The 17,147-nt window shown below is 66.8% G+C and carries 17 protein-coding genes; 10 read left to right on the top strand and 7 right to left on the bottom strand.

All coding sequences use genetic code 11. The annotated features are described in order from the left end of the window. Positions 1-83: 83 nt before the first annotated feature. Together RZN05_RS00145 and RZN05_RS00140 are read left to right on the top strand one after the other, a co-directional pair. A complete protein-coding gene (locus RZN05_RS00145) occupies positions 84-1,397 on the top strand; it encodes an MFS transporter (protein WP_317224599.1) in 1,314 nt (437 codons plus the stop codon). A 15-nt stretch (positions 1,398-1,412) separates the two neighbouring features. Beyond that, on the top strand, positions 1,413-3,203 hold the full coding sequence (locus RZN05_RS00140) for a gamma-glutamyltransferase family protein (protein ID WP_317224598.1): 1,791 nt from the start codon (positions 1,413-1,415) through the stop codon (positions 3,201-3,203). A 535-nt stretch (positions 3,204-3,738) separates the two neighbouring features. Here RZN05_RS00140 and RZN05_RS00135 read toward each other — a convergent pair. Further along, on the bottom strand, positions 3,739-4,065 hold the full coding sequence (locus tag RZN05_RS00135; RefSeq protein ID WP_317227527.1) for a non-heme iron oxygenase ferredoxin subunit: 327 nt from the start codon (positions 4,063-4,065) through the stop codon (positions 3,739-3,741). Between the two features lie 50 nt (positions 4,066-4,115). On the opposite strand from RZN05_RS00135, the gene RZN05_RS00130 reads away from it, so the two are divergent. Further along, entirely contained in the window at positions 4,116-5,081 is a 966-nt protein-coding gene (locus RZN05_RS00130) for an asparaginase (RefSeq protein ID WP_317224597.1), read from the top strand. Positions 5,082-5,204: 123 nt separating this feature from the next. Here the strand turns inward: RZN05_RS00130 and RZN05_RS00125 are convergent, their stop codons facing one another. Further along, on the bottom strand, positions 5,205-6,200 hold the full coding sequence (locus tag RZN05_RS00125; RefSeq protein ID WP_317224596.1) for a 2Fe-2S iron-sulfur cluster binding domain-containing protein: 996 nt from the start codon (positions 6,198-6,200) through the stop codon (positions 5,205-5,207). 71 nt (positions 6,201-6,271) lie between these two features. On the opposite strand from RZN05_RS00125, the gene RZN05_RS00120 reads away from it, so the two are divergent. The 5 genes from RZN05_RS00120 to RZN05_RS00100 are packed head-to-tail and all read left to right on the top strand — an operon-like array spanning position 6,272 to position 10,149. Beyond that, entirely contained in the window at positions 6,272-7,054 is a 783-nt protein-coding gene (locus RZN05_RS00120; protein WP_317224595.1) for a 2-keto-4-pentenoate hydratase, read from the top strand. A gap of 23 nt (positions 7,055-7,077) precedes the next feature. Then, positions 7,078-8,238 carry a Rieske 2Fe-2S domain-containing protein gene (locus tag RZN05_RS00115; RefSeq protein ID WP_317224594.1) on the top strand — a complete coding sequence of 387 codons (1,161 nt, stop codon included), beginning with the start codon at positions 7,078-7,080 and terminating at the stop codon, positions 8,236-8,238. A gap of 11 nt (positions 8,239-8,249) precedes the next feature. Further along, positions 8,250-9,077, top strand: a complete 828-nt coding sequence (locus RZN05_RS00110; protein ID WP_317224593.1) for an alpha/beta fold hydrolase — start codon at positions 8,250-8,252, stop codon at positions 9,075-9,077. Beyond that, the gene (locus RZN05_RS00105; RefSeq protein ID WP_317224592.1) at positions 9,074-9,340 is read left to right on the top strand and encodes a hypothetical protein; all 267 of its coding nucleotides are present in this window, start codon (positions 9,074-9,076) and stop codon (positions 9,338-9,340) included. The genes RZN05_RS00110 and RZN05_RS00105 overlap by 4 nt, the downstream gene beginning before the upstream one ends. Further along, positions 9,340-10,149, top strand: a complete 810-nt coding sequence (locus tag RZN05_RS00100; protein ID WP_317224591.1) for a DODA-type extradiol aromatic ring-opening family dioxygenase — start codon at positions 9,340-9,342, stop codon at positions 10,147-10,149. The genes RZN05_RS00105 and RZN05_RS00100 overlap by 1 nt, the downstream gene beginning before the upstream one ends. A 9-nt stretch (positions 10,150-10,158) precedes the next feature. Here the strand turns inward: RZN05_RS00100 and RZN05_RS00095 are convergent, their stop codons facing one another. Genes RZN05_RS00095 through RZN05_RS00080 form a run of 4 tightly spaced genes read right to left on the bottom strand, consistent with a single transcriptional unit; the run spans position 10,159 to position 13,562 of the window. Next, entirely contained in the window at positions 10,159-10,680 is a 522-nt protein-coding gene (locus RZN05_RS00095; RefSeq protein ID WP_317224590.1) for a cupin domain-containing protein, read from the bottom strand. Positions 10,681-10,691: 11 nt separating this feature from the next. Continuing rightward, positions 10,692-11,921 (bottom strand): FAD-dependent oxidoreductase, encoded by a 1,230-nt coding sequence (locus RZN05_RS00090; protein WP_317224589.1) that lies wholly within the window; start codon positions 11,919-11,921, stop codon positions 10,692-10,694. 55 nt (positions 11,922-11,976) lie between these two features. Further along, complete coding sequence (locus RZN05_RS00085) at positions 11,977-12,669, bottom strand: GntR family transcriptional regulator (RefSeq protein WP_317224588.1); 693 nt, start codon at positions 12,667-12,669, stop codon at positions 11,977-11,979. A gap of 50 nt (positions 12,670-12,719) precedes the next feature. Beyond that, the gene (locus RZN05_RS00080; protein WP_317224587.1) at positions 12,720-13,562 is read right to left on the bottom strand and encodes an aspartate dehydrogenase; all 843 of its coding nucleotides are present in this window, start codon (positions 13,560-13,562) and stop codon (positions 12,720-12,722) included. 76 nt (positions 13,563-13,638) lie between these two features. Here RZN05_RS00080 and RZN05_RS00075 point away from each other — a divergent pair, with 76 nt between their 5' ends. Next, positions 13,639-14,583, top strand: a complete 945-nt coding sequence (locus RZN05_RS00075) for an acetaldehyde dehydrogenase (acetylating) (protein ID WP_317224585.1) — start codon at positions 13,639-13,641, stop codon at positions 14,581-14,583. A 56-nt stretch (positions 14,584-14,639) separates the two neighbouring features. Further along, entirely contained in the window at positions 14,640-15,602 is a 963-nt protein-coding gene (gene dmpG, locus RZN05_RS00070) for a 4-hydroxy-2-oxovalerate aldolase (protein WP_394804810.1), read from the top strand. 154 nt (positions 15,603-15,756) lie between these two features. Here dmpG and RZN05_RS00065 read toward each other — a convergent pair whose 3' ends face one another. Continuing rightward, positions 15,757-17,073, bottom strand: a complete 1,317-nt coding sequence (locus RZN05_RS00065; RefSeq protein ID WP_317224582.1) for a metal-dependent hydrolase family protein — start codon at positions 17,071-17,073, stop codon at positions 15,757-15,759. Positions 17,074-17,147: the final 74 nt, after the last annotated feature.

The following is a 17,147-nucleotide window of genomic DNA, read 5'->3' as shown; positions in this document are numbered from 1 at the left end:
AATTTGCCGCTGTCATTGATCGATCGCAAAGCCGTCGATTTCCGCCTCTTGCCAAGCCGAAAAGAAAAGTTTCGTATGATTGTATGACAAAGATTATTGTGCCGGACGCTGCACACGAGTCGCCTTGGCCACACCGGCGTACCGCGGCGTGGGCGCTCGCTTTGCTGTTCTTCGCTTACGTGCTCGCCTTCCTCGACCGGATCGTCCTGTCGATCCTCGTCCGCCCGATCTCCGCCGAGCTCCAGCTGAGCGACATGCAGTTCGCGCTGGTCGGCGGGGTCGCGTTCGCGCTGTTCTACGTGACGATGGGGCTGCCGATCGGCTGGCTCGCAGACCGGTTCTCGCGGCGGCGAATCGTCGCGGTCGGCGTGGCATTGTGGAGTCTGTGCACGATCGCTTCGGGACTGGCGTCCGACTTTGCCGGATTGTTCGCGGCGCGGTTAGGCGTCGGCATCGGCGAGGCCGCGCTGGCTCCGGCCGCCTATTCGCTGATCGCCGATCTTTATCCGCCCGAACGCCGCGGACGTGCCGTCGCGCTCTATACGCTCGGCGCGACGATCGGATCGAGCATCGCCTATTTCGCCGGAGGGCTGCTGATCGAGTTCGCCTCCGCGCACGGCGCGATCCTGGGCCTACCCCCCTGGCGATTCGTATTCTTCGCCGCGGGCGCGCCCGGCATCCTGCTCGCCGCGCTGATGCTGACGATGCGCGAGCCGGCGCGGCGACAATCGGCGAGGGTTGCGAAGCCGGCGAGCTTCGTCGCGTTCCTCAAGGCGCGCCGCGAGGTCTCGATCGCGTACATATTGGGCTATAGCTGCATCAACCTGCCCTTTGCCGGCTTCCTGCTCTGGGGTCCGGCACTGTTCGATCGCGTGCACGGGCTGCGCCCGGCGCAACTCGCGCTGCCGCTCGCACTGCTGTTCCTCGTGCCCACTGCGCTGGGCCAGTGGCTTGGCGCGACGGTGACCGACCGGATGCTCGCGAAGGGCCGCGCCGATGCGGCGTTCCGCACCGCCGCGGTCTGCGCCGCGCTGCTGGTGCCCGTCGCGGTGGCGATGCCGCTGCTCGGCGATTCGGCCGCTGCGCTGGCGGCGCTGGGATTGCTGCTGTTCCTGACTTGCGCGTCGGTCGGCCATCACGCGGTGGTCGCGGCGACGGTGGCGCCCAACCGCCTGCGCGGGCTCTATGTCGCGCTGTTCTTCTTCGTCCAGAACGTGATGGGCCAAGCGATCATCGCGGTGATCACCGCCGGGCTCACCGACCATGTCTTCGAGCGCCCCGACAGCATCGGGCTGTCGATGGCGATCGTCGGCGGCGCGGGCGCGGCGGCCGGAACGCTCCTGCTCATCCTTGGCCGAGAAGCGCTGCGCCGCGCCGCGGCCGAACCCCATCCCTAACTCGAAGGAAGCCCCATGTTCACGACGCGCCCCGAGATCAGCGGCACCTTCGGCGTGGTCGCCTCGACGCACTGGATCGTCTCGCAGGTGGCGATGGGTGTGCTTGAGCGCGGCGGCAACGCGTTCGACGCGGCGGTGGCGGGCGGATTTACCCTGTGCGTGGTGGAGCCGCATCTGTGCGGCCCGGCAGGCGAAGTGCCGATCCTGTTCCACGATGCCGCGCGCGACGAGACCCGGGTGCTGTGCGGCCAGGGCGTCGCGCCCGCCGCAGCAACGATCGACCATTTCCGCGACCAGGGCCTCGACATGGTGCCCGGATCGGGGCTGATCGCCGCGGTAGTGCCCGGCGCGTTCGATGCTTGGCTGACGCTGCTGCGCGATCACGGCACGATGGATCTGGCCGAGGTGCTGGCGCCAGCGATCGGCTACGCGCTGAACGGTCATCCGCTGCTGCCCGGCGCCGCGCGGGCGATCGCCGATGTCGCCGATGCACTGCGCACCGAATGGCCGAGCGGCGCGGAGATCTGGCTGCCCGGCAGCATGCCGCCCAAGGGCGGCACGCTGTTCCGCAATCCCATTCTCGCCGCGACCTGGCAGCGGCTGGTTGCCGAGGCGGGCACCCAGGGCAGCCGCGAGGCGCGGATCGACCGCGCCCGCCATGCGTGGCGCCAGGGCTTCGTCGCCGAGGCGATCGACGCGTTCGCGCGCACCGAATTGATGGACGCGAGCGGCGAGCGCCATGCCGGGCTGCTCACCGGCGAGGACATGGCCCGCTGGCAGGCGACCTATGAGGATCCGGTCATCGCCGATTTCCACGGCTGGACGATCTGCAAGACTGGCCCCTGGGGCCAAGGCCCCGTCCTGCTCCAGTCGCTGCTGCTGCTCGACGCAATGGGGATTGCCGATATCGACTTGGCCGGCGCCAACTTCGTCCATCTCGCGCTCGAGGCGCAGAAGCTCGCCTTCGCCGATCGCGAGGCCTACTATGGCGACCCGGATTTTGCCGCGGTGCCGATGGAGACGCTGCTGTCGCGTGGCTATGCGCTCAGCCGCGCGGCGCTGATCCGCCCCGATGCCAGCGATGCGTTGCGGCCTGGCATCGTCCCAGGCTTCGAGGAACAAGTCGCGCGCGGCATGGCGCAGGTGCGCGTGGCGACCAGCGAAGCGGCAGGGATCGGCATCGGCGAGCCAACGATGATGCACCTAAAACCGACGCTCAAGCCCGGCGATACGGTGCATCTCGACGTGATCGATCGCTGGGGCAATATGGTCACCGCCACGCCCTCGGGCGGGTGGCCGCAATCGTCGCCGACCGTGCCGGGCCTCGGCTTTGCGCTCAACACCCGCGCGCAGATGTTCTGGCTCGAGCCGGGACTGCCCGGCAGCCTCGCCCCCGGCAAGCGCCCGCGCACGACCCTTACGCCGACGCTGGCGTTGCATCAGGGGCGCCCGGCGCTGGTGTGCGGTACGCCCGGCGGCGACCAACAGGACCAGTGGCAGCTCGTCCTGCTACTCCGCCGGATCCTCGGCGGGATGACGCTGCAGGCGGCGCTCGACCTGCCGCTGTTCCATAGCCTGCACTTCCCCTCCTCCTTTTATCCGCGCGAAGCGATGCCTGGCGTCGCGGTGATCGAGGAGAGCTACGGTGACGCGATGATCTCCGAACTGCGGCAGCGGGGGCACGATCTGCGTGTGGCGCCGGCCTGGTCGGCGGGGCGGCTTACCGCCGCGGAGCGCGATGCCGACGGGGTCCTGCACGCAGCGGCGACACCGCGGCTGATGCAGGCCTATGCGGTGGGGCGATAGCGGCACGCGAACGCTCCCCACCGCGTTCGCCCATGGCGCACACCACGACTGAGAAAGGATCCAGACCTCACAGTTGAATTTCTCCAACTGCTCGCGATTGTAACATCAGGGAACCGCAGACGTTGCCTGACGCCCCCTGCCTTACTTATTCGCAGCTATATTCTGTCACCACGACATATCCCGGATAGGCACCGCTTCGAAAGCGCGTACCGTCGCAGAAGATGATGATCTAGCCGACCAAATTGGTGTAGCTCTCATCATCGAAGAACTCGGTCAATTGCCGTTGAGGCTTCATCGCGCTCGCTGGACTGGTCACGCTACCAACCAGCGCAGTGGCGATAAAAACATCTTCAACAGCTTTATCATATGACAGCTCCTGAAAACCAGATGATCGAAAACGACATAGCGAATCGAGCTCGAATGATTAATGATTTCACTGGCGAGATTATTGATCAATGCTTGACAGCAATTTGATCTGATAAAGTCAACGAACGTCCCGTGGCGATGACACGACGGTCATGTGCAGCCTGCCATCTTACCCTTCAAAGTACACCATCCCGCTCTCGACGATCACCTTGTGGGTGCGCAGCGCCTGCTTGCAGGGCAGAGACTTGGCCTTGCCGGTGCGGATGTCGAAGCTGCCGCCGTGCAGTGGGCAGGACAGGATGTTCCCGTCCAGCCGGCCTTCTGAGAGCGAGGCGATCGCATGGGTGCAGTCATCGTCGAGCAGGCGAAACACGCCGGCGTCGTTGATCAGCAGCAGCGGATCCTCCCCAGCCACCTCGACACGGACCATCTCGCCCGGCTCGAGGGTATCGACTTGGCAAAGGGCAGTTCTTTCGGCCATGGCAATCTCGTGCACCAACTTTATTTGTGTGATTGTCATACAAACTTTGCGCAAAGGAAATTGTGATGTCCAGCCTTGTTTTGGTCGATGCCGGCGGCACGATCGCATCGCTGCCCGATGCGCAGGGGGTGCTGGTGGGTCGGGCGGGGGCCGCCGGATTGCGCGAGGTTCTGGCGCCGGCAGCGCGCGCCGGCGTCATCGAGCGCCAGGCCTATGCCGGGCTGAGCGAGGACATGGAGTTCGGCGATGCGATGCGAATCGCCGACCTTGTCTCCGAAGCCGCCGCCGAGGGCGCGGCGGGCGTAGTCGTCACCCATGGCACCGATACGATGGAGGACGTCGCCTTCCTGATCGACCTGTTCCATAGCGGCGACATGCCGGTGGTGTTCACCGGCGCGCAGCGCGCCGCCTCGCTGCCCGGCTGCGACGGCCCGGCCAATCTCCACGACGCGGTGGCGGTGGCGCGCGATCCGGCGGCGCGCGGGATCGGCACCGTCGTGGTGTTCGGCGGACGCATCTTGCCCGCGCGCAGCGCCCGGAAGCTCGACAGCAGCGGCCCCGAGGCGTTCGGCCCGCACGGCACCGCGATCGGCCGAGTCGACGGGCATGGCGTCCGCCTCACCGCCACCCCGCGCCGCGCACCGGTGTTCGAAGTGGCCGATCTCGAGCCGGCGGTGGAGATCGCCGCGCTAGGGCTGGGCAGCAGCCCGGCGCTGGTCGACGCACTGGTCGCCGCCGGGGTGCGCGGGCTGGTGATCGAAGGCTTTGGCCGTGGCAACGTGCCCACTCCGCTGGTTCCGGCAATCGAGCGCGCCCGCGCCGCCGGGGTGCTGATCGGCCTCGCCACGCATTGCCTGGAAGGCGGCACCGCCCCCGCCTACGAAACTGGCGCAGCGCTTGCCGCGATCGGCGCGATTGGGGCCGAGGATCTCAGCGCGCGGAAATTAAGGCTGCTGCTCGCGGTGGCGCTGGGCGGCGGGCGGTCGCTCGTCGAGGCCGAAACGCGCGCACGGGAGTGGCTGGAAAGCTAAGCTCGATTCGAGAGCAGTTCCCCGGCGGAGGTCGGCGTCCAACTGCAATGCGACAAGAGAAGCGCACGGCACCTGCGATAGTCGGTCGAGACTGGGCCCCGGCCTCCGCCGCGGAACAGAATGTCACCCTCCCACCGCGAACCGCTCGGCGCGGATTCTCTCGGGTGCGACGCCTTCGGCGCGTAGCACCACCCGCGCCGCATCGACCATCCCGGGGGGGCCACACAGATGGTAGCTCGCCCCCGCGACCGGATCGCCGGCGAGCAGCGCCACCGCGGTCCCCTCGCGCACATCGCCGGCCGCACCTTCCATCAGCGCGATCCGCACCTCCAGCCCGGGCGTCCCGGCTTCGAGCGCGCGCAGCTCCTCGTGGAGGAACAGTTCCTCACGGCGGGTGCAGCCGAAGCATAACAGCATCGGCATCCGCCCCGCGTTCGCCCGGATCATCGCCAGCGACGGCGCGAGCCCGGTGCCGCCCGCGACGAACACCGCGCGCGTAGCCCGATCGTCGAGCGCGAAACCGCCAAGCGGCCCCTGCAGCGTCATCGTTGCGCCCGGCACCGCCGCCTCGCTCTCCAGCCAGTCGCTGACCTGCCCGCCCGGCACATGGCGAATCAGCAACTCGACCAACGGCAGCGCGCCCGGCGCCGAGGCGATCGAGTAGGCTCGCGCCGCGCGCAGCCCCGGGGGGCGCAGGCGCAAATACTGGCCGGGCTGGAAGCGGAAATCCTCCGGGCTCTCCAGCCGAATCGTCAGCCGCGAGACGCTGGCGGCGAGGCGGTCGATCGCGAGCAGTTCGCCGCGATGGCGGCCGGGATCGCTCGGCCGCGGCGCCAGCGGATAATCGAGCTCGAACCGCGCGTCCGATTCGAGCCGGGTCAGGCAGGTGGGGTAGATTCCAGCAGCCGCCTCATCTGCGCTGACGATTGGCATCTCCATCACCTCGCGCGCGACGCGCCCCTCGGCGCAGCGCGCGATGCACGATCCGCAAGTCCCGCTCATGCAATCCGATCGCAGCGGCGCATCCGCCTCGATCGCGGCTTCCACCAGCGTCTGTCCATCGGGAACCGCGAGTTCGAACGATCCGCCGTCTTGGAACTGCAAGGTTGCGCGAAACATCGTGAACTTTCCTCCTCGACAAGCGGCTCGAATGTTTGTCATACAATCATATCGAATACGAGGAAAGTCGAATGACCGATTCCCATATTGATGCAGTCGCCAGCCTGGGGCAGCAGCTCACCGCCGCGTATTCCGGGGCACCGATCGACCCGATCGCCGACGAGGTCGGGAGCATCGACCGGGCGTATCGCGTGCAACTCTGGCAGATCGAACAGCGCCTCGCCGCCGGGCGCCGCGTCGTCGGCCGCAAGATCGGACTGACTTCGCCCGCGGTGCAAACCCAACTCGGCGTCGGCGAGCCCGATTTCGGCCACCTGACCGACGAGATGGTGTTCGGCGACAATATTGTGCTCGATCATGCCGATCTCCGCCAGCCGCGGATCGAGGCCGAAGTCGCGCTGATCCTCGGCCGCGACCTCGATCTGCCGGGCGCCAGCGTCGCCGACGTGATCGCCGCGACCGATTATGTGCTGCCGTCGCTCGAAGTGGTCGCCAGCCGCATCGCCGACTGGAAGATCGGCATCCTCGATACCGTCGCCGACAATGCCTCGGCAGGCGCGGTGGTGCTCGGCGGCCCGGCGCGGCGGATCGACGGGCTCGACCTGTCGGGCTGCGGCATGGTGATGACGATCAACGGCGAGGTCGCGTCGCGCGGCGAAGGCAGCGATTGCCTGGGCAGCCCGCTCAACGCCGCGGCCTGGCTGGCGCGGACCAGCTTCACGCTCGGCCGCCCTTTACGCGCCGGCGAAGTGATCCTCACCGGCGCGCTTGGGCCGATGCGCCCCGTCGCCCCCGGCGACCAGGTGCACGCCGTGATCGATGGACTCGGCACCGTCTCCGCCTCTTTCCGCTGATATCTGGACCCGAAGGAACAACGATGAACGAAACGCCGCTGGTCAATCCCGAGGTCGTCAGCATGGTCGGGGACTGGAAGGGCTATGTCGAAGCCAAGATGGGCTTCCGCAACCACTGGTATCCGGTGCGTTTCTCCAAGGAGCTCGACGAGGGCGCGATCGAAGTGATCGAGCTGCTCGGCGAGAAGCTGCTGATCAAGCGGATCGAGGGCAAGGTCTATGCGATGCGCGATCGCTGCTTGCATCGCGGTGTGCCACTCTCCCGGAAGCCCGATTGCTACACCAAGGATACCATCACCTGCTGGTATCACGGCTACACCTATCGCTTTCAGACCGGCGAGCTGGTCAATATCCTTGCGGTGCCCGACAGCCGGCTGATCAAGCGCCGGAAAATCGTCACCTACCCGGTGCAGGAGGCCAAGGGGCTGATATTCGTATTCCTCGGGGATGAGGACGAGGTCCATGATCTCAAGAAGGACGTGCCGCCGGGGTTCCTCGACGACGACCTGATGGTCCTTGGCAAGCACCGCATCGTCAACTCGAACTGGCGGCTCGGTGCCGAGAACGGCTTCGACGGCCTGCACATCTTCATCCACAAGGACACCACGCTCCGCCACTATCGCACGTTCAACTTCCCGATCGGTCACACCCCGCTGCCCGGCGCGGTCCAACTGGTCGAGGACGCGGACGGCCCCAAGGGCGTGACCGACGACTTCGCGCAGCACACCCCCGTCTGGGACGGCGTGATCGACGGCGAAGTGGTGGTCAGCGGTCCTCGCTCGACAGCGGTCAAGGGCACGTCCGCGGCCGCAGGCACCTCGATCTGGCTGCCCGGCGTGCTCAAGGTCGAGAACTTCCCGGTCGGCGGGCTGATACAGTTCGAATGGTATGTCCCGCTCGACGGCGAGCGCCATCTCTATGTCCAGACGATCGGCAAGCCGTGCTCGACGGACGGAGAGCGAAGGACCTTCGCCAACGAGTTCGAGACCACCTGGAAGCCACACGGGCTCGACGGGTTCAACGCCGACGACATCTGGGCGCGCGAAGTGACTGAGCCGTTCTACGCCGACGACTATGGCTGGGTCGACGAGATGCTGTGCGAGCCCGACGAGACGATCCTCGAATGGCGCCGCCTCGCCAGCCGCCACGGCCGCGGCATCCAGCAGAAGAGCGATCTGCGCTGAGGAGCACGAGCATGGAAATCCAGTCGCACTTCGTCGATGCTGCCGGCATCCGCACCCATTATCTCGAGGCCGGCGACGGCCCGGTACTCGTGCTCGTCCATGGCGGCGGCGCGGGGGCGGACGCCTGGGGCAACTGGAAGGATACGTTCGCGCATTTCGCGCCGCATTTCCGGGTGATCGCGCCCGACATGATCGGGTTCGGCAAGACCGACAAGCCTTCGCCTGAAAGCTATGTCTACGACCAGCCGGGGCGCAACGCGCACCTTGCCGGTTTTCTCGACGCGCTGGAGCTGCGCGGGGTCGATATCGTCGGCAATTCGATGGGCGGCGCCACTGCGATCGGCGTGGCGCTCGATCGCCCGGAACTGCTGGACCGGATCGTGCTGATGGGCAGCGCCGGGCTGCCGATCCCGCCCAAACCGTCACCGCAACTGCTCCACAACCTCCATTACGACTTTACGCGAGACGGCATGCGCCGGGTGATCGGCGGGCTCACCGCGCCGGGGTTCGAGCCTAGCGACGAGATGGTCGAATACCGTTTCCAGCTGCTCGAAAACCCGAAGGCGCGTGCCGCGCTCGAAGCGATCAACGGCGAAACCCGCAAGGGCACGCTCAACTATGACGAGGACCGGCTGGCGACGATCGAGCACCCCGTGCTGGTCGTGAACGGCAAGGAGGACGGGGTTTCGATCCTTCCGCGCGCGCACCGCTTCCTCGAGCTGCTGCCTAACAGCTGGGGCTATATCGTCCCGCATTGCGGCCATTGGGCGATGATCGAGAAGACCGAGGACTTCTGCGGCGCGGTCAACCGCTTCCTGGGCGTGGACGCTTCGGCATGACCGCCCCGGTCGGGGTCCACGCGCTGATCGAGCACCTCGTCCGGCACCCCGAGGAGCGCGGGCTGGTCAAGACTGATCCGGATGCGCTGTTCGCGCGGTTCGAGGTGGCGGAGGATGCGCGGCCGGTGCTGCGCGCCGGCAGCCGCGACGAACTCTCGGCGATGGGGGTGCACGGCAATTACGTGATCAAATGGCTGATCTGGTCGGGCAGGCCGACCCTGCCCTTCTTCGCGATGTCCCACTTTTTCGACCGGAGACTGTAATGGCGAAACTCGTCGGCGCCTTTGCGATGTCGCATCAGCTCGGCGCGCCCGATGGGGTCGAGGAACAGTCGGAACGCGTGTTCGAGGGGATGAAGGCAATCGGCCGCCGCATCCGCGCACTCGATCCCGACGTGCTGGTGGTGGTGACCAGCGACCACCTCAACAACTTCACCCTCACCGCCCCCGCCCCGTTCGCGGTGGGCACGGCCGAGACCTTCCACCCGCTCGGCGACATGGGATTGCCGCGCGATCCGGTTCCGGGCGCTCCCGATTTCGCGCTGGGAATGCGCGCCTTCGCCGAGGCGCAGCGCGTGGCGGTGGCGACCGTCGATCCGATCCAGCCCGATCACGGTGTGATGATCCCGCTCGGCATCGTCGATCCGGCGCGAACCATCCCGGCGGTGCCGCTTTACGTCAACACCGTCTTCTATCCCGAGCCCAGCCCCGCCGCGAGCCGGCGGCTGGGCGAGGTGCTGCGGGCCTATATCGACCAGTTACCGGACGACCGGCGTGTCGTGCTGCTCGCCGGCGGCGGGCTGTCGCATTGGGTGGGGATGCCGCGGGAAGGGACTATCAATGAAGCCTGGGACCGCGCTTTCCTTGCCGATATGCTGGCGGGCGATGTCGATGCGCTGGCCGCACGCGCGAACCCGGAGATCCTCGATGTCGCCGGCAATGGCGGGCTCGAGGTCAATGCCTGGATCGTCGTCGCCGCGGCGACGCGCGGCACGACCGGCGAATGCCTGTTCTACGAAGCGATCCCGCAATGGGCGACGGGTATGGCCGGCGTGGAGATGCGTCTGAGCTAGCGATCGATCTCAGAGATGCGCCTCGCGCTTCTCGAACAGCGCGTCGTCGGCGAAGCCGGCGACTTCGGGCCGGCCGCGGCCGAGAACGACCTGGAGGTAGCAAGGCACGTCAGTGTCGTTCTGATAGCCGTGGATCACCCCGGCGGGGCACGAGATCAGCTCCCACGGCCCGAGCTCACGCGACAGCCGGTTGCCCGCCTCGTCCTCGACGAACACGGTGCAGCGCCCCTGGAGGATGAAGAACACTTCCTCCACCTCGTGGGTGTGCGGCGCGTTGCCCTGCCCCGGCGGCACCAGCATGATCGAAAAGGTGAAATTGCCTGCGGGCACGACGCCGGCATCGTCATGCTTGCCGGAGGCGCCGGCGCCGATGAAGCGGTGCTGGGCGCGGCGATACCCCTCAATGCTCGCGTCCGAAAAGGCGTTCCAGTCGGGCACGCGATCCTCGAACCGAGCGACGTAGCGGTCCATGATCTGCTCGAGCGACCAGTCGGCGATTTCGGCGGGACGGGCGTGGCGGGCGACCTGCATGGTTCGGGCTCCTAAAGGGTCGCTTCGGCGGCAGCGTAGCTGTCGATCATGCACGCGCGACGGATGAAGGCATCGTGCAGCTCGGGCGTTTCCGCGGCGCGGGCGATCTCGGCGAGCTTGGCGGTGCGCACCGCCGGATCCTTCTCGCCAAGCATCTGCTTGTTGGCGATGCTCTGGGCCTGGACGCCGTCGATCTGCGCTTTTCGCCGCTGGCGGGTATAGCGGTCGAGCAAGGGCTGCGCTTCGGCGCCCTCGTTCAGGATCGATGCGAGCTTGGCGGCGAGGTTCACCGCGTCGTGGATCCCGCCGTTCATCCCCATCCCGCCGACAGGATTGTTGACGTGCGCGGCATCGCCCGCGAGCAGCACGCGGCCCTGATTGAACGTCACGGCGATGCGCTGATGGACATTGTAGAGCGCGACGGTGACGACCCCATAGGCGCCCGGCTTGGGACAGAATTTCTGCAGCCGCGCCTCGATCGCTTCGGGCGAAAGCAGTTCGTCCTCGCTTTGCTCCGGCAATGTCGGGCTGACCGAGCGCCACATCCCCGATCCGTCCTCGCCGCGCGCCTTGAACAGGTTCATCCACTGATCCGGATCGGAGAAATAGTTGCGGTTGTCGATCTGGGGCCCAAGCGCCGTGAAATCGTGGCGCGTGTCGATCTTGAGGAAGCGCTCGGGCCAGGTGAAGCCTTCGAAGTCGATCTGGGACAGCTTCCGCACGGTACTGCGCCCGCCGTCGCAGCCGACGAGATAGGCCGCGGCGATGCGCTCCTCCGAACCATCGGCGCGCTGCACGGTGGCGATCACGCCGTCCGCGCTCTGCTCGATTTCGGTCAGCGTGGTCGAGCGGCGGATCTCTACGCCATCATCGCCCGCAAGGCGCTCGGCGATGGTGTCGGCGATCTTGTACTGCTCCCATTGCAGCACAAAAGCGTGCTCGGGCGGCGCCTGCATCTCGGGCAGCGCGAAGCGACCGATCAGCTTGCCCGTCACCCGATCGAGATAGTGAAACACCGGCGAGACCAACCCCTGATCGAGCCCCGCATCGAGCAGCCCGAGCGACGCCAGGATCGCGATCGTAGGCGGGTGGCACGACGCCGCGCGGCAATCGCGCTCGGGCGCCGCCAGCTGATCGATGAGCAGCACGGGCACCCCTGCCTGCCGCAAGGCCAACGCGAGCACTGAACCCACCGGCCCGCCACCCACGATCAACACGCGTTCTGCCGTTCGCTCCGTCATGCCTTAAAGCGTAACGAACGTAACTTTGTATGACAATCATAAAATCATACAAACATCAGGCGTCGAGCGTTGCCGGCTCCTGTGCCTTGAGCCGCGCCACGATGGCGGTGCGCGAATTGCGGATATGTGCGCCCAGCGCGGTGGCCGCGGCATCGGCGTCGCCCGCCGCCACGGCATCGACGATCGCGCTCCACTCGGCGAGCCCGTTCTCGACACGCTGCGGCTCGGCCATCGAGGCGAGGCGGAGATAGCTCACCCGCTTGAGCAGCTGGCGCCCGGTATCGCGCACGACCTTGCTGCCCGATCCATCGAGGATCTCCTCATAAAAGGTACCCGCCATCTCGGAGAGCGCCGGCAGATCGCCCTTCCCCGCATATTTGGCGATCGCCTTGTACGCCGCCTGGAGCCGCTTGACCGCCTTCTGGTCGTCATGCGCGACGAGGCGGCGGATCGCAGTGGTCTCGACCATCTCGCGCAGCGTGTAGATGTCATAGGCATCTTCGGCGCTGAGCACCGAGACGATGATCGCGCGGCGCGATCCGGTCGCAATGAGCCCTTCGGACTGAAGCTGGCGCATTGCCTCGCGCACCGAGGTACGGCTCACCCCCAGCGCGTCGCACAGTTCGCGTTCGACCAGACGGGTGCCGGGCTTGTAGAGGCCGGTAGCGATCGCCGTGCGCAGCTTGTCGAGCGCATGGTCGCGCACCAGCGTCGGGTTCGCGACGATGCGCAGATCTTCGAGGTTCAAGGCAGCACTCCTAGCGGATTCGATTTTTGCTATTGCGAACCATTATTATGTCATTGGTCTTCCGACCAGCTGTCATACGATCTTCCGGTAGGATGGTCCATGCCCAGATGGGCCAGCGGCAGCCCGATGCCCAGCCGCGCGCACTGGAGCAGGCTGTATCCGGTGAGCGCCGAGGTCTTGGGATTGCTCCGCGATGCGAGGGCGAGGATGTCGAAGCGGAAGCGGCCGAACGCCCCCTCCGCCTCGATCACGCCCATCGGATCGCCAACCGCACGCGAAGAGACGAGGCGGACACGCGTGCGATCGATGCCGATCCCGGCGAGCCCCACCGCGACCGAGACATTGGCGTTCTTGGGATATTGGGCCGCGGCGTCGCGCGCGCTGCCTTCGAAGAAAATCTGCTCGCTGGCGGGATCGTCGAGGTCGATCACGGTTTCGGCGAGGGTCCCGCGCCAGGCGTACGGCGGCTTGTACGAGGTGTAGGTCACCGTATCGATGCCGGCGAGCGCCGCCGCGACCAGCCCGTCGAGCCCGGCGATCGCCCCTGCCGGCAGCAGCAGCTGGCCACCCCCGTCACGTTCCGCCGCCGCGAGCGCCCCCGACATCTCGGGATCGGCGAGCACGCCGATCGACGATACGATACAGTCGATCCCGGCATCGAGCAGTGCAGGAACATAATCCCGCACCGCCTGATGTCCGGCGCATTCGATCACCACATCGGGACGCGCGGCGATCAGCGCCTCAACGTCGTGCACACCGCGCGGCGCTTGCCGTCCCGGACGGACCAACGTCGCTACCGGGTTGCCCGCCTCCCCCAGCCTCGCGAGCGCGCCGGCGATCTCCATCCCGATCGCACCATAGCCGATCATCGCGATCCTGGTCGTTGCGGGCATCGCTTATCCTCTTGTATGACAATCATACATATTCTAGCCCTGTGCGACATTGTTTGGCAATGTTCGAAGGGGTCGTGTGGGCAGCAACAGGATCAAGGCCGCAATCATCGGGTCGGGCAACATCGGCACCGACCTGATGATCAAGATCATGCGGCAGTCGGAGCGGTTGGAAATGGCCACGATGGTCGGGATCGACTCGGCTTCGGACGGGCTGGCGCGGGCGCAACGGCTGGGCGTGGCGACCACGCATGCGGGGATCGAAGGGCTGCAGGCGCTTCCCGTCTGGAGCGAGATCGGCGTGGTGTTCGACGCCACTTCGGCGGGGGCACACCGGCGGCACAGCGACGTCGTCACGCAGGCGGGCAAGGTGATGATCGACCTCACCCCCGCGGCCATCGGGCCCTACGTGATTCCGGTGGTCAACGGCGACGCGCACCTCGACGCGCCCAACGTCAATATGGTCACTTGCGGTGGCCAGGCGACGATCCCCATCGTCGCGGCGATTTCATCGGTCGGCACGGTCCATTATGCCGAGATCGTCGCCTCGATCGCCTCGAAGAGCGCAGGCCCGGGCACCCGCGCCAATATCGACGAGTTCACCGAGACCACGTCGCGTGGCATCGAACAGGTCGGCGGCGCCGCCAAGGGCAAGGCGATCATCGTGCTCAACCCCGCCGAGCCGCCGATGTTGATGCGCGACACCGTGTTCGCGCTGTCGAGCGGCGCCGACGAGGCGGCGATCGAGGCCGCGGTCGAGGCGATGGTGGCAAAGGTCGCGACCTATGTGCCCGGCTATCGGCTCAAGCAGAGAGTGCAGTTCGAGCGCTTCGGATCGAACGCTCCGGTGCGCATCCCAGGGCTCGGCACTTTCGAAGGCATCAAAACCACCGTGTTTCTCGAGGTCGAGGGCGCCGCGCATTATCTGCCTGCTTATGCCGGCAATCTCGACATCATGACCTCGACGGCGCTCGCTACTGCCGAGAAAATCGCCGCGCGCCGGCTTGGACAGGAGGCCGCGTGACGCTCGATCCCACCCAGACCAAGCTCTACGTCCAGGACGTGACGCTTCGCGACGGGATGCACGCGATCCGCCACCAATATGGCCTCGACCATGTCCGCGCGATTGCCAAGGCGCTCGACGACGCCAGGGTCGATGCGATCGAAGTCGCGCATGGCGACGGATTGAATGGCTCTTCGTTCAACTACGGCTTCGGGCGGCATACCGATTGGGAGTGGCTCGAGGCAGTGGCCGAGGTGCTGACCCATTCGGTGCTGACCACCTTGCTGATCCCCGGCATCGGCACGATCGAGGAACTTCGGCACGCGCATAGCCTCGGCGTCCGCTCGGTGCGCGTTGCGACGCATTGCACCGAGGCGGACGTCGCCCGCCAGCACATCATGGCGGCGCGCGATCTGGGCATGGACGTGTCGGGCTTCCTGATGATGAGCCACATGATCGATCCCGAGGCATTGGCCCAGCAGGCGGTGCTGATGGAGGGGTACGGCGCGCATTGCATCTACGTCACCGACAGCGGCGGCGCGCTCGACATGGATGGCTATCGCGCGCGCTGCGAAGCCTATGACCGCGTGCTCAAGCCCGAGACCCAGCGCGGCATCCACGCGCACCACAATCTCTCGCTCGGCGTCGCCAATTCGATCGTCGGGGTGCAGGCCGGTGCGATCCGCATCGACGCGAGCCTGGCCGGCATGGGCGCAGGCGCAGGCAACGCCCCGCTCGAAGTGTTCATCGCCGCCGCCGACCGCAAAGGCTGGCTGCACGGCTGCGACCTGTTCAAGCTGATGGACGCGGCGGAGACGCTAGTCCGCCCGCTCCAGGACCGGCCGGTGCGGGTCGATCGCGAGACGCTCAGCCTGGGCTATGCGGGCGTCTATTCGAGCTTTCTGCGCCATGCCGAAAAGGCAGCGGCCGACCACGGCCTCGATACGCGCGCGATCCTGGTCGAGCTCGGCCGGCGGCGGATGGTCGGCGGGCAGGAAGACATGATCGTCGACGTCGCGCTCGATCTGGCGCGGGCCTGACCTCCCTCCCCTCCCTGAAAGGCAGGGGCCGGGGGTGGGTGCGCGCGTCTGCGCGCTCAAAAGACTCATCGCCCAGCAAAGCGACGAGACGGGCATCGAGCCCGCCTCGTCGCTAAACCCACCCCTACCCTCCCTTTCAGGGAGGGGAATGAGATCACGGATTGACCAGCCTGACCGGCTGCTCGACCCCGCCCTGCTTGTAGACCACCCCGCTTTTCATCACGAAGTCGATCGCCTCCAGCGCCGCCATATCGGCAAGCGGATCGCCGGGCATCGCGACGATATCGGCGTAGCGGCCGGGTGCGATCTTGCCGATCTCCGCCGAGCCGATCAGGTCCGCACCGTTGGCGGTGGCAGCCATCAGCACGTCGATCGGCGCCATCCCTGCCTTGACCATCAGTGCCGCTTCCTTGGCATTCTCGCCTGCCCCGGTATCGCTGCCCAGCGCGATCTTCACGCCCGCCTTGTAGGCATTGGTCAGCTTGACGCTGCCGGTCCCCATCGCCAGCACCTTGGCCCGAGTGGAAGGCGTCAGCGCGTCTGGGCGGTTGACCGCAGTGTCATGCAGCTTCTGCGTGGTGAGCAGGGTCGCGATGAAATACGTGCCGTGCGCCTTCATCAGCGCGAAGCTCCCGGCATCCGCATAGGTGCCGTGCTCGATCGAGTCCGCGCCCAAGCGCACCGCCGCATCGATCGCGGCCTTGCCGTGGCCATGCGCGGCGAGCTTGAGCCCCAGCGCGTGCGCGGTATCGACCGCAGCCTTGATCTCGGCATCACTCATCAGCTTGGCCTTGGGATCGTCGCCGCTGCTCACCACCCCGCCCGAGGGCATGATCTTGATCACATTGGCGCCGAGCTTATGCTCGCGCCGCGCGAGCGCGGTCACCGCATCGGCCCCGTCGGCAAGGCCTGCTCCGAATTCGGGACGAGTCACATCATAGGCGAGGCCGTGGCTCCAATCGTTATGGCCGCCGGTCGGACCGATCGCCTCGCCGGCGATCCACATCCGCGGACCGATCACCGATCCGCGCTCGATCGCCGCCTTGAGCGCGGTGTCTGCGCCATAGAGCGCGCCGAGATCGCGGACGGTAGTGACGCCCGAGAGCAGCACGGCGCGGGTGTTCACCGTCGCGGCGAGGACCGTGTCGAGCGGCGAATAGGTCATGTTCTTGGCGATCGCATTGCCGGTACGCGGCAGCGAGGTGATGTGCGTGTGCGAATCGATCAGCCCGGGCATCACGGTCTCGCCCCGCAGGTCGATCACCTCGGCGCCCGGCGGCGTGACGAAGCCCTTCTCGATCGAAACGATGCGATCGTCCTTGATGACGATCGAGCTTGGTCCCTGGAGGCTGCGCTTCTCGCCGTCGAACAGTTTGCCGGCGTGGATCACGCGATCCTGCGCGGCCGCGCTGCCCGCTACCAGCAGTGCCAGCCCAGCGCCCGTCGCCAGTGCCTTGCGTCCCGTTTTCATTGCCTGTCCCCGATCGCTGCCGCCCCACGCTGCGGCTCGACGCGAAGCTATCGTCATACAATCATACAAGCAAC

It is taken from the genome of Sphingomonas sp. HF-S4 (assembly GCF_032911445.1).
Classification (GTDB): Bacteria; Pseudomonadota; Alphaproteobacteria; order Sphingomonadales; family Sphingomonadaceae; genus Sphingomonas; species Sphingomonas agrestis.
Note: the sequence above shows the minus strand (reverse complement) of the source record. Positions and strands in the feature narration are given on the sequence as shown.